Source organism: Micromonospora sp. WMMD708 (genome assembly GCF_049315245.1).
GTDB classification, from domain to species: domain Bacteria; phylum Actinomycetota; class Actinomycetes; order Mycobacteriales; family Micromonosporaceae; genus Micromonospora; species Micromonospora wenchangensis.
This window is the reverse complement of record NZ_CP186060.1, coordinates 5,835,339-5,847,772: the sequence shown is the minus strand read 5'-3', so window position 1 is coordinate 5,847,772 and position 12,434 is coordinate 5,835,339. Positions and strand designations below refer to the sequence as shown.

The 12,434-nt window shown below is 72.9% G+C and carries 10 protein-coding genes; 9 read left to right on the top strand and 1 reads right to left on the bottom strand.

Annotation, left to right across the window (positions count from 1 at the left end; genetic code table 11):
• Positions 1-10 precede the first annotated feature (10 nt).
• The 9 genes from ACN260_RS25665 (at position 11) to ACN260_RS25625 (ending at position 11,091) form a co-directional block, all read left to right on the top strand.
• Positions 11-1,876 (top strand): glycoside hydrolase family 13 protein, encoded by a 1,866-nt coding sequence (locus ACN260_RS25665; protein ID WP_422753428.1) that lies wholly within the window; start codon positions 11-13, stop codon positions 1,874-1,876.
• Between the two features lie 92 nt (positions 1,877-1,968).
• Positions 1,969-2,310: a hypothetical protein gene (locus ACN260_RS25660; protein ID WP_145917841.1), complete on the top strand. Its 342-nt coding sequence runs from the start codon at positions 1,969-1,971 to the stop codon at positions 2,308-2,310.
• A 262-nt stretch (positions 2,311-2,572) separates the two neighbouring features.
• The gene (locus ACN260_RS25655; RefSeq protein ID WP_422756828.1) at positions 2,573-3,643 is read left to right on the top strand and encodes a BMP family lipoprotein; all 1,071 of its coding nucleotides are present in this window, start codon (positions 2,573-2,575) and stop codon (positions 3,641-3,643) included.
• 199 nt (positions 3,644-3,842) lie between these two features.
• The gene (locus tag ACN260_RS25650; protein WP_422756827.1) at positions 3,843-5,462 is read left to right on the top strand and encodes an ABC transporter ATP-binding protein; all 1,620 of its coding nucleotides are present in this window, start codon (positions 3,843-3,845) and stop codon (positions 5,460-5,462) included.
• A complete protein-coding gene (locus tag ACN260_RS25645) occupies positions 5,459-6,784 on the top strand; it encodes an ABC transporter permease (protein ID WP_422753427.1) in 1,326 nt (441 codons plus the stop codon). The genes ACN260_RS25650 and ACN260_RS25645 overlap by 4 nt, the downstream gene beginning before the upstream one ends.
• A 3-nt stretch (positions 6,785-6,787) precedes the next feature.
• Positions 6,788-8,068: an ABC transporter permease gene (locus ACN260_RS25640; RefSeq protein WP_422753426.1), complete on the top strand. Its 1,281-nt coding sequence runs from the start codon at positions 6,788-6,790 to the stop codon at positions 8,066-8,068.
• Positions 8,069-8,231: 163 nt separating this feature from the next.
• Entirely contained in the window at positions 8,232-8,942 is a 711-nt protein-coding gene (locus tag ACN260_RS25635; protein ID WP_088643905.1) for a cytidine deaminase, read from the top strand.
• Between the two features lie 52 nt (positions 8,943-8,994).
• Positions 8,995-10,275 (top strand): thymidine phosphorylase, encoded by a 1,281-nt coding sequence (locus ACN260_RS25630; RefSeq protein WP_422753425.1) that lies wholly within the window; start codon positions 8,995-8,997, stop codon positions 10,273-10,275.
• Positions 10,276-10,410: 135 nt separating this feature from the next.
• Entirely contained in the window at positions 10,411-11,091 is a 681-nt protein-coding gene (locus ACN260_RS25625) for a DUF4272 domain-containing protein (protein WP_422753424.1), read from the top strand.
• A 50-nt stretch (positions 11,092-11,141) separates the two neighbouring features.
• Here the strand turns inward: ACN260_RS25625 and ACN260_RS25620 are convergent, their stop codons facing one another.
• Complete coding sequence (locus ACN260_RS25620; RefSeq protein WP_422756826.1) at positions 11,142-12,206, bottom strand: putative RNA methyltransferase; 1,065 nt, start codon at positions 12,204-12,206, stop codon at positions 11,142-11,144.
• Positions 12,207-12,434 lie beyond the last annotated feature (228 nt).

Here is a 12,434-nt window from a genome sequence, read left to right as displayed (position 1 = left end):
AGGCCACGCCATGTCCCTGTCGCCGCACCACGACGGCTCGGCCCTGTACGTACCCGAGCAGGAACCCGCCCTCGGGCAGACCGTGCCGGTGTTCGTCCGGGTACCCGAGGGCACCGACGTCCGGCAGGTGCACGTCCGGACCACCGGCGACGGTGAGCCGCGTTTCGTCGAGGCCACCGTCGACCGCCGGGACGGCCACGACGTGTGGTGGCGGGCCGACGTCGAGGTCCGCAACCCGGTCAGCAACTACCGGTTCCTGCTCACCGGGGCGACCGGCTACCGCTGGCTCAACGCCGCCGGGCAGGTCGACCACGACGTGCCCGACCACGGCGACTTCAGGCTGGTCAGCCACGCGCCACCGCCGGCCTGGGCCCGGGACGCGCTGATCTACCAGATCTTCCCCGACCGGTTCGCCCGGTCCGCCGCCGCCGACGGGCGCACCCCGCCGGACTGGGCCGTCCCCTGCGACTGGGACACCCCGGTCATCGGGTACGGCCCGCAGACCCCCCGCCAGTTCTACGGCGGCGACCTGGACGGCATCACCGGACGGCTGGACCACCTGGACCGGCTCGGCGTCGACACCGTCTACCTGACGCCGATCTTCCCGGCCCGCTCCAACCACCGCTACGACGCCGCCGGCTTCGACACCGTCGACCCGCTGCTCGGCGGGGACGCGGCCCTGGTCCGGCTGGCCGACGCCGTCCGGGCCCGGGGCTGGCGGCTGATCGGCGACATCACCAGCAACCACACCGGTGACGCGCACGAGTGGTTCACCCGCGCCCTGGCCGACGCCGACGCCCCCGAACGGGAGCTGTACTACTTCGACGTGCCGACCGGTGGCGGGGAGCCGACGTACGAGTCGTGGAACGGGGTGCGGTCGCTGCCCAAGCTGAACTGGGGCAGCGCCGAGCTGCGCCGCCGTTTCGCCACCGACCCGGACTCGCTGCTGCGCCGCTGGCTGCGCCCGCCGTACGGGCTGGACGGGTGGCGGGTCGACGTGGCCAACATGACCGGCCGGCGGGGCGCGGACGCGTACACCCACGAGGTGGCGCGGCTGCTGCGGGAGGTGGTCGCGCAGACCCGGGCCGACGGGCTGCTACTCGCCGAGCACGGCCACGACCACACCGGTGACCTGGACCGCGACGGCTGGCACGGCACGATGAACTACGTCGGCTTCACCGACCCGGTCTGGTCCTGGCTGCGCACCGGGCCCGGGGACGCCGGGGACGAGGTGCCGCTGCCGAACTTCCTCGGCACCCCGGGCGGGGTGCGGCGGCGGGACGCGCACGCGGTGCTCGCCACCATGAACAGCTTCCGGTCGCTGGTCTCCTGGCGGTCGTACGTCCACTCGTGGCAGTTGCTCGGCTCGCACGACTCGGCCCGCATCCGCACCGTGGTCGGCGACGCCGCCCGGCAGGAGGTCGCCGCCGGCCTGCTCGTCACCCTGCCCGGCACCCCGGTGATCTTCGCCGGTGACGAGTGGGGCCTGACCGGCGGCAACGGCGAGGGCTCGCGTACCCCGATGCCGTGGGACCGGCCGGAGCGCCGGGACACCGGGACGTTCGACGCATACCGGGCGTTGCTCGCGCTGCGCCGGGGCACGCCGGAGCTGCGGCACGGCGGGCTGCGCTGGGTGTACGCCGACGCCGACACGCTCGTCTTCCTGCGCGAGGCGACCACCGGCACGGTGCTGGTGCTGGCCCGCCGGGCGGCCGGCCCACCGGTGCGGCTGACCGGCCTGCCGACCACCGGGAGCGTCGGCTCCGGCCTGGCGGGGGAGAACCTGCACGGGGGTGCCCCGGCCCTGCGCCCCGCCCCCGACGGCGGGGTCACCCTGCCCGGTGACGGCCCGACCTTCCAGGTCTGGCGGCTCTGACGGGCGGCCGGCGGGGGCGGCGAGATCACGGATTGAACTCAGCCGGCGGGCCACCTACTACAAACTGTCGTTGATGGGGGAGGATGGCCGGCGTGGAAGCTCTCCGACTGGTCCTTCTCTACGTCCATCTGATCGGGTTCGCGCTGCTGCTCGGCGGTGCCGTCGCCCAGTACGTCAGCGGCCGGCTGCGGATCAACGCGGCCATGCTCTGGGGCTCGGTGATCCAGCTGCTGACCGGCGTGGGCCTGTCCGCGCCGCTGCGCGACGGCGACGAGCCGGCCCCCGCGAAGCTTGTTACCAAGTTGGTGCTGGCCCTGCTCATCTTCGTCATGGTCTTCTTCTCCCGGAAGCGGGCGCAGGTGGCCCGTGGCCATTTCCTGGCGATCATCGGGTTGACCCTGGTCACGGCCGCTGTGGCGGTGTTCTGGCGGTAGCCGGCGGAGGTCGCCGGAAACGGATGTTCGTGACACCGGACCGGTCGGCACTGGCACGCTGAGTGATGTGCCCCACGCCAGGGTTACGCCGGGATAACGAGCGTTCAACAGTCGTGCACGATTGGCGGCCGGTGGGTGGACGCGGGGCTACGCTCCCGTCCGTAACGTGGGATGCCGGCGGCACAACGCCTGTCGGTTCAAGGGCTGCCACCGCACGAGGCGGTGAGCAATGGAAGGAGACGTCTTGCGCTCTGTGCGTGGGATGCGGATCGCCTCTGCCATCGCGGCGGGTGGGCTCGTGCTGGGTGCCGCCGCGTGTGGTGAGGCCCCGGACGACGACAACAACGCCGGTGGCAGCGGCGACAAGAAGTACAGCGCCTGCATGGTGACCGACGTCGGCGGCATCGACGACAAGTCGTTCAACACCTCCGCCTGGAAGGGCCTGGAGGAGGCCAAGAAGGCCAACGACAACATCGACATCAAGTACGTCGCGTCGAAGGCCGAGGCGGACTACGAGGTCAACCTGACCGGGTACGTCAACCAGAAGTGCGACTTCATCCTGGCCGTCGGTGGCCTGATGTCCGACGCCACCAAGAAGATCGCCGCCGCCAACCCGAACCAGCAGTTCGGCATCGTGGACGCGAACCCGGCCACGGCGAACGTCTACCCGATGCAGTTCGACACGGCCCAGGCCGCCTTCCAGGCCGGTTACCTGGCCGCCGGGATGAGCAAGAGCGGCAAGGTCGGCACCTACGGTGGCCTGCCGATCCCGCCGGTGACCATCTTCATGGACGGTTTCGCCGACGGCGTGGCGTACTACAACAAGACCAAGAGCAAGAACGTCCAGGTGCTGGGCTGGAACAAGGAGACCCAGAAGGGCTCCTTCACCAACGACTTCGCCAAGCAGGACGAGGGCAAGAAGGTCTCCGACGCGCTGGTCGCCCAGGGCGCGGACATCGTCATGCCGGTCGCCGGTGGCGCGGGCCTCGGCACCACCGCCGCGGCGAAGGCGTCGGGCGGCAAGTACTCGGTCGTCTGGGTCGACGTCGACGGCTGCGAGAGCACCCCGGACTGCGCGGCGCTGCTGACCACCGTGGTCAAGAACATCCCGGACGCCGTCAAGGACGCCGTGCTCAAGGCCGCCGGTGGCGAGAAGCTCGCCGCCACCCCGGGCTTCGTCGGCAACCTCGCCAACAACGGCGTGTCGATCGCCCCGTACCACGACTTCGACAGCAAGGTCCCGGCGGACCTCAAGGCCGAGGTCGAGAAGATCAAGGCGGACATCGCCGCCGGCACCATCACGGTCACCTCGAAGGCCCAGCCGACCAAGTGACCGCCGCGCCGGCCGCCGCGATGGGATCATCGGCAGCGGCGGCCGGCGGGCACCAGGCATGACGACCGGCCGTCCCGGCGTACGTGGGCAACCCCACGGGCGTCGGGGCGGCCGGTCCGCGCACCGGTCGGCCGGCACCCCGGTGACCGGCCGACCCGGCAGCTAGGCTGCACCATCGCTCGCACTCCAGGAGGTTGCGCTGAGACTCGAACTGCGCGGCATCACCAAGCGGTTCGGTGATCTGGTCGCCAACGATCACATCGACCTGACGGTGGAGCCTGGAGAGATCCACGCCCTGCTCGGCGAGAACGGTGCCGGCAAGTCGACCCTGATGAACGTGCTCTACGGGCTCTACCAGCCCGACGGGGGCGAGATCCTGGTCGACGGCCGGCCGCTGAAGCTCAAGGGCCCCTCGGACGCGATCCGGGCCGGGATCGGCATGGTGCACCAGCACTTCATGCTGGTGCCGGTCTTCACCGTGGCCGAGAACATCATGCTCGGCGCGGAGCAGGTCCGGGGCGGCATCGTCGGCTTCCTCGACCGGCGGCGGGCCCGCCGCGAGGTGGCCGAGGTCTCCGCGCGGTACAACCTGCGGGTCGACCCGGACGCGGTGATCGAGGACCTGCCGGTCGGCATCCAGCAGCGGGTCGAGATCGTCAAGGCGCTCACCCGCGACGTCGACCTGCTGATCCTCGACGAGCCGACCGCCGTGCTCACCCCGCAGGAGACCGAGGAACTCCTCACGGTCATGCGGTCGCTCAAGGCGGCCGGCAAGTCGATCGTCTTCATCACCCACAAGCTCGGCGAGGTCAAGGCCATCGCCGACCGGATCACCGTGATCCGGCGCGGTCGGACCGTCGGCACCGCCTCCCCCGAGGCGAGCCGGGACGAGTTGGCCGCGCTGATGGTCGGCCGCGACGTCCGGCTCACCGTCGACAAGCAGCCCGCCACCCCGGGCCGGCCGATCCTGGAGGTCGCCGGCCTGGTCGTCGACGACGACCGGCAGATCCGCGCGGTGGACGGCGTCGACCTGACCGTACGCGCCGGTGAGGTGCTCGGCGTGGCCGGCGTGCAGGGCAACGGGCAGACCGAGCTGATCGAGGCGATCATGGGGCTGCGCCCGACGCTCGCCGGCACGGTGACCCTCGACGGCGAGCCGATCCACGGCTGGTCCACCAAGAAGGTGCTCCGTGCCGGGGTCGGCTACGTCCCCGAGGACCGCAGCGTCGACGGCCTGGTCAAGGAGTTCAGCGTCGCCGAGAACCTGGTCCTCGACATCTACGACCGGCCGCCGTTCGGTCGGGGCCTGGCGCTGCGGCCGGACGCGATCGCCGCCTCGGCGAAGGAGCGGATCGAGCAGTTCGACGTGCGTACCCCGTCGGCGGACGCGGCGGTCGGCACCCTGTCCGGCGGCAACCAGCAGAAGGTGATCGTGGCCCGGGAGCTGTCCCGGCCGCTGAAGCTCTTCATCGCCGCCCAGCCCACCCGGGGGGTGGACGTCGGCTCGATCGAGTTCATCCACAGCCGGGTCATCCGGGAGCGCGACGTCGGCACCGCCGTCATGGTCGTCTCCAGCGAGTTGGACGAGGTGATCGGCCTCGCCGACCGGATCGCGGTGATGTACCGGGGACGGATCATCGGCATCGTCGGCCCGGACACCCCACGCGAGGAGATCGGCCTGCTGATGGCCGGCATCACCCCCGACGCCCCCGCACCGGCCCCGACCGACGGCGCGGCCACCCCGGGCGAGGCGACCGGCGGCACGGCCGGCGGCGCGACGCCCGCCCCCGAACGCCCTGGTAACGAGGACGAGGCATGAGCAACCCCAACCCGGTGTCCGGCTCCCCGGACAAGGAACCGGCGACCGAGGCGGAGCTGGCCGGAACCGGCAGGGCCGACCGGGGCGCCACGATGACCTCACCCAAGCAGCCCGCGCCGGGGCCCCGGCCCACGCTGGGCCGGCTGTTCCTGGACAACCTGTGGGCCGCCAACACGGTGACCGTGACCGTGCTGGCCCTGGTGCTGGCGATGCTGGTCGGCGCGGTCCTGATCATCGTGTCGGACCCGGACGTGCTGGCCACCTACGGCTACATCACCGCCCGCCCGACCGACGCCCTGAACGCCAGCTGGACGGTGGTCAGCGAGGCGTACGCCAACCTGTTCAAGGGGGCGGTCTTCGACCCGGAGGCGTCCGGCTTCACCGCCGCGCTCAGCCCGATCTCGGAGACCCTCACCTACACCGCGCCGCTGGTGTTCACCGGCCTGTCGGTGGCGCTCGCCTTCCGGGGCGGCCTGTTCAACATCGGTGCCCAGGGGCAGGCGACGATCGGCGTGGTCCTGGCCGCGGTGGCCGGCTTCGCGTTGCCGCTGCCGCCGGTGGTGCACCTGGTCGTCGCGTTGATCGCCGGTGCGGTCGGCGGTGCGGTCTGGGGTTTCGTCCCCGGCATCCTCAAGGCCCGGACCGGCGCGCACGAGGTGATCAACACGATCATGCTCAACTACGTCGCCGTCTACTTCCTGTCGTGGATCATCGTGCAGAACGGGGTGCAGAACCCGGACCGGGCGGACGCGATCAGCCGCCCGGTCGACTCCTCCGCCGCGCTGCCCCGGCTGCTCGGCGACAACCTGCGGGTGCACGCCGGCATCCTGCTCGCGGTGCTCGCCACCTGGGCCATCGCCTGGCTGCTCAACCGGTCGACGCTCGGCTTCGAGCTGCGGGCAGTCGGGGCCAGCCCGGACGCGGCGCGGACCGCCGGCATCAGCGTCACCAAGACGTACGTGCTGGTGATGGTGATCGCCGGGATGCTCGCCGGCCTCGGCGGGAGCCAGATGGTGCTGGGTTCCACCGCGAACGCGCTGACCCCGCTGGTGATCGCGCAGATCGGCTTCGACGGCATCCTGGTGGCGCTGCTCGGCCGGGTGAAGCCGTGGGGGGTGCTGCTGGCGGCGCTGCTGTTCGGCGCACTCCAGGCCGGCGGCAACCGGATGCAGTCGTACTCCGGCATCTCGCTGGAGCTGGTCACCGTGCTCCAGGCGCTGATCGTCATCTTCATCGCCGCGCCGGCCCTGGTGAAGGCGATCTTCCAGCTCCGGGCCGCCCGTGCCGCCCGGTTGCAGACGAGCCTCGCGAAGGGCTGGTGAGGCATGTCCACCACCGCTGTCCCCGACGTCGCCGTGGCCGCGGTCGACGAGGGTTTCTGGACCCGCCCCCGTAAGGTCGGCCTGGTCCTGCTGGCGCTGGGCGTGCTCGCCACCGTGTTGTTCGGTGCGCTGGCCACCGGCCAACAGGCCCGGTTCACCCTCAGCGAGACCGAGGGCGGCGCGGCGCTGGAGATCCAGGGCACCCTCGGCGCGATCCTGTTCGGGGTGGTCGCCGCCGCAGCCGGCGGCGCGCTGCTGGCCGGGGTCCCGAAGCGCTGGTTCACCCTGGTCCTCGGGCTGGGACTGGTCGGCTTCGTGCTGAGCTTCCTGTGCTGGCAGGTCTCCGCCGCCCCCGAGGGCCGCAACTTCATGCCGATGGTCAACATCGTCCGGGGCACCTTCGTCCTGGCCCTGCCGCTGATCTTCGGTGCGCTGGCCGGGGTGCTCTGCGAGCGGTCCGGCGTGGTCAACGTCGCCATCGAGGGGCAGTTGCTGATGGGCGCGTTCAGCGGCGCGCTCTTCGGCAGCCTCAGCGGCAACGTCTGGGTGGGTCTGGTGGCGGCGGCGGTCGGCGGCGCGTTCATCTCGCTGCTGCTCGCCGTCTTCGCCATCCGCTACCTGGTCGACCAGGTCGTGATGGGGGTGGTGCTCAACCTGCTGGCGGTCGGCGTCACCGGCTTCCTCTACGAGCGGCTGATGCAGACCGACGCGGACAAATACAACAGCGCGCCGCGCTTCGGCAACTGGGAGATCCCGCTGCTGAAGGACATCCCGCTGCTCGGGCCGGCGCTGTTCCGCGGCAACATCTTCCTCTACCTCGGCCTGCTGCTGGTGCTGATCATCCACCTCGCGCTGTTCCGCACCCGGTGGGGGCTGCGGACCCGGTCGGTGGGTGAGCACCCGACCGCCGCCGACACCCTCGGGGTCAAGGTGCTGGGCCTGCGGTACCGCAACGTGCTGCTGGCCGGCGTGGTGGCCGGCATCGGCGGCGCGTCGTACACGCTGGCGCTCTACAGCTTCACCAAGAACATGGTCGGCGGTAAGGGCTTCATCGCCCTGGCCGCGTTGATCTTCGGCCGGTGGAGCCCGACCGGCGCGCTGCTCGCCGCGTTGTTCTTCGGCTTCGCCGACCAGCTCGCCACCTACCTGGGGGCGATCGGCAGCAGCATCCCCAACCAGTTCCTGGCGATGCTGCCCTACCTGGCGACCATCCTGGCGGTGGCCGGGCTGGTCGGTCGGGTCCGGGCGCCCGCCGCCGACGGCAAGCCGTACGTCAAGGGCTGAACGCGGCCCACGGTGCGGGCCCGGCGGGGATCTCCCCACCGGGCCCGCACCGTCCCCGGCGGGCGACGTCCGGTACGGTCCCGGGCCGGCGGCCCGGAAGCGACGGACGGCCGACCGGCACCCTTCCCGCACCCGTGCGGGGTGACCTGGGCAGAATGAGGGGATGAGCGAGATCGACTGGGAGCGCCTGCGGGCCGCCGCGACCGAGGTGATGCGGCACGCGTACGTGCCGTACTCGAAGTTCCCGGTCGGCGCGGCGGCCCTGGTCGACGATGGCCGGGTGGTGGTCGGCTGCAACGTGGAGAACGCCGGATACGGGGTGACCCTGTGCGCCGAGTGCGGGGTGGTCTCGGCGCTGCACGCCACCGGCGGCGGCCGGCTGGTCGCGATGTCCTGCGTCGACGCGACAGGTGAGCCGCTGATGCCGTGCGGCCGGTGCCGGCAACTGCTCTGGGAGAACGGCGGCCCGGAGTGCCTGGTCGAGTCGAGGACCGGCCCGCTGCGGATGGCGGAGCTGCTGCCGCACGCCTTCGACGTGGCCGACATCGAGGCGGTCGTCGGCGAGAACCCGGTGCCGGTGGTGCCGGACCGGTTGGCCGCCTGGCGGGGCCGCGGCACCGTCTTCGTGCACCCGGACCTCTCCGCCGGGCAGCAGATCTGGACGGCGTACTGGGAACGGTCGGCGGGCGACAGCGACGAGGCCGGGCCCGGGGTGCTGGAGGAGGGCCCGAGCTGGGGCGACCCGGCGGAGGCGATCACCTGGGGGCTGGCCCGGACGCCCAGGGTCGTGGTGGTGGACGCCGAGGGCACCATCTTCTGGGCCGGCGAGGGCGAGCCGCCGGTGGAGATCCCGGCCCGCTGGGCCGCCTCCTGACCCGTCCGGCCCGCGTGCCGGTCACTGCAACGACTTCAGAGGGAACTCAACGGTGAGTGCTTTTACCGCAGTCGACGTCATTCGGACCAAGCGGGACGGGGGCGTGCTCAGCGACGGCCAGATCGACTGGGTGGTCGACGCGTACACCCGGGGGCTGGTGGCCGACGAGCAGATGTCGGCGCTGGCCATGGCGATCCTGCTGCGCGGCATGTCGGTGCCGGAGATCGCCAGGTGGACCGCCGCGATGATCGCCAGCGGCGAGCGGTTGGACCTGTCGGCGGTGGACCGGCCGACGGTGGACAAGCACTCCACCGGCGGCGTCGGTGACAAGATCACCCTGCCGCTCACCCCGCTGGTCGCGGCCTGCGGCGGCGCGGTCCCGCAGCTCTCCGGTCGGGGGCTCGGGCACACCGGCGGCACCCTCGACAAGCTGGAGTCGATCCCCGGCTGGCGGGCCTCGCTGAGCAACGACGAGTTCATCGCCCAGCTCCGCGACGTCGGCGCGGTGATCTGCGCGGCCGGTGCCGCGCTCGCCCCGGCCGACCGCAAGCTGTACGCGCTGCGCGACGTCACCGGCACCGTCGAGGCGATCCCGCTGATCGCCAGCTCGATCATGAGCAAGAAGATCGCCGAGGGCACCGGGGCGCTGGTCCTCGACGTCAAGGTCGGCTCCGGGGCGTTCATGAAGACCGTGGCCGACGCCCGCGAGCTGGCCCGGACGATGGTGGCGCTCGGCGACGCCCACGGGGTGCGCACCGTCGCCCTGCTCACCGACATGTCCACCCCGCTCGGCCTGACCGTCGGCAACGCCGTCGAGGTGGCCGAGTCGGTGCAGGTGCTCGCCGGCGGTGGCCCGGCCGACGTGGTGGAGCTGACCCTGGCCCTGGCCCGGGAGATGCTCGACGCGGCCGGCCTGCCCGACGCCGACCCGGCCGCCGCGCTGCGCGACGGGCGGGCGATGGACGCCTGGCGCACGATGATCCGCGCCCAGGGCGGCGACCCGGACGCCAAGCTGCCCACCGCGAACGAGGTCGAGGTGGTCCGCGTCGACACCGACGGCTTCGTCGAGTCCGTCGACGCGTACGCGATCGGGGTGGCCGCGTGGCGGCTCGGCGCGGGGCGGGCCCGCAAGGAGGACCCGGTCAGTGCCGCCGCCGGGGTGGTGCTGCACAAGCGGCCCGGCGACCCGGTCCGGGTCGGCGAACCGCTGTACGAGCTGCGTGCCGACGACACGGTGCGGCTGCCGGCCGCACGCGCCGAGGCCGCCCTGGCGGTCCGGGTGTCGGCCACCGCGCCGTCGCCGTCGCCGCTGGTCATCGAGCGAATCGGCTGACGGTCGGCGGCACCGGCCACCGGTCGGCCCGACGGGTGCCGGCCGACGTGGTGCCGGTCGCGACGGAACGCTATCCTCCCTGGTCAGGGGGACCGAACGGCGGTGACGCCGCGTGAGCAGACAGGGAATCCGATCGTGCTGGTAGCCGCGCCCGATCCCCGCGAGGTCCGCGAGGCGAGCCTCGACGAGCTGTCCCGGTTGCGCCTGCCCCTGCCGCCGGCCCAGTTTCCCCTGGTCTGGGAGCCGGGCGACGAGATCGAACTGCGTCCCACCGTGGAGATCGAGGCGCGTATCGCGGTGCTGCACCTGATCCTGGCCCGCTGCTTCGGGATGCCGGCGCAGACGGCGATGAGCTGGCTGCTCGAATCCCACCTGGTCGACATGGTCACCCCGCCGGAGTGGCAGTTCGTGGTGGGCGGCAAGGGCGACCACCGCTCCTTCGTCCTGCACCACGACGCGCTCTTCTCGCTGTCCTGGGTGCTGGGCCTGAGCAAGCAGCTCGACCCGACCATCCCGGTGGACGAACGGCTGGTGGAGCGGATGCCGTACCTGGCCGGGGGGGAGACCTTCGGCCAGTGGCGGGCCCGCATCCTGGCCGCCCCGCAGCACCCGGCGGACGCCGCCGCCCTGCTCGACCTGCACTACTGCCTTGACTGGGCGTACCTGGAGGTGGAGAAGTCGGGGCGTCGGCTGCCCGGCCTGGTGGACGCGAACGCGATCGGCCAGCGCCGGTGGGCGTTGGAGTGGGCGGTGGTGCTGCGCGGCCCCTACCATGACGAACCGCCCGGCTGGGAAGAGGTCGACCTCTCCACCTGAGTGTGCCCGCGTCCGGCGGCGTCGCCTTCCCGCGTCCCGGCACGCCGTGGTCAGCGGGGACGCCAGGTGGTCAGACGTACCGATGCGGTCACCGTCACCGGGGTGGGCAGCGCGTCGATCGCGGCGGCGAGCCGTGCCGGGTCGGTGTGCCAGGCGCTCGGCCCCATCCCGACCAGGGTGGCGACCTCGGCCCGGTCGAGGGTGAGACAGGTGGTGTGCACGGCGGTGTGCTCCGGCGTGAACCGCCCGGCGAGGCTTTCGGCGACCCGGTCGGCCTTGGCCGGGTCGACCCGCAGCAGCCCGAGGACGTCGACCAGCTCGGCGAGGTGGGTGTCGGTGGGGGTGACCACCAGCAGCACCCCGGCCGGGTGCAGCACCCGGTGGAACTCGTCGCCGTTGCGCGGGGCGAAGACGTCGAGCAGCACGGCCACCGACCGGTCGGCCAGCGGCAGGCGCTGCCAGGTGTCGGCGAGCGCGGCGGCGGCGCGCGGGTGGGCACGGGCGGCGCGGCGCAGCGCCGGCTTGGCGACGTCCAGGGCCAGGCCGACGGCGTCGGGCCACGCCGACAGCACCGCCGCGAGGTGCCGCCCGGTGCCCGCCCCGGCCTCCACCACCAGCGGGTACGCCCCGAAGCCCGCCCGCTCCGGCCGATCTGCCGCCCGGTCCGCGTTCCCGCTCGCCTCGGCCGGTGCGCTCGCCTCGGCCGGTGCGTTCGCCTCGGCCGGTGCGGTCTGGGCTGCCGGAGCGCTCGCCTCGGCCGGGCCGCTGGCGACTGCCGGTCCGGTCGGGGCCGCCTGGCTGTCCGCCGCTGTCGGTCCGCTCGCCCCGGCGGGCGCGCTCGCCCCGGCGGGGCCGGTCGGTGTCGTCAGGGCGGACGCCGCCGCCTCGGCCAGGGCGGACGAGATCACGTCGTAGTGCCCGGCGGCCAGGAAGTCGGCCCGGGCGGCGACCATCTCGGCGGTGTCCCCGACGTGCGGGGCCCGGCCGGCGAGCAGGGTGACGTACCCCTGGCGGGCCAGGTCGAAGCTGTGCCGGCGGGGGCAGCGCAGGGCGCGGGTGTCGGAGGCGGCGGCCAGCGGCAGGGCGCAGACCGGGCAGCGCAGCCGCGCCACGATCTGCGGGTGCGTCGCGTCGACGGGCTGCTCGAACGGGTGCGGCGCGGTCACCCGCAGCAGCCTACGGCGCACCCCCGACCGGACCGACGGGATGCCTCCCGGCCGCGGGAGTCCTGCCCGACGCAGGTGGGGCGACGTAGCTGCATCCGTTCGCGCTGATGCCGCTCTACCGGCCACATAGCGCCTCCGGCCCGCGTCCGGGCCTGGCCCGGCCCGCGTCCGGGCCTG

Bases quoted from the DNA above. Each gene is read 5' to 3' on its own strand.
- ACN260_RS25665 (WP_422753428.1), top strand. From the start codon at position 11: ATGTCCCTGTCGCCGCACCACGACGGCTCGGCCCTGTACGTACCCGAG.
- ACN260_RS25645 (WP_422753427.1), top strand. From the start codon at position 5,459: ATGAGCAACCCCAACCCGGTGTCCGGCTCCCCGGACAAGGAACCGGCG.
- ACN260_RS25635 (WP_088643905.1), top strand. From the start codon at position 8,232: ATGAGCGAGATCGACTGGGAGCGCCTGCGGGCCGCCGCGACCGAGGTG.
- ACN260_RS25655 (WP_422756828.1), top strand. From the start codon at position 2,573: ATGCGGATCGCCTCTGCCATCGCGGCGGGTGGGCTCGTGCTGGGTGCC.
- ACN260_RS25640 (WP_422753426.1), top strand. From the start codon at position 6,788: ATGTCCACCACCGCTGTCCCCGACGTCGCCGTGGCCGCGGTCGACGAG.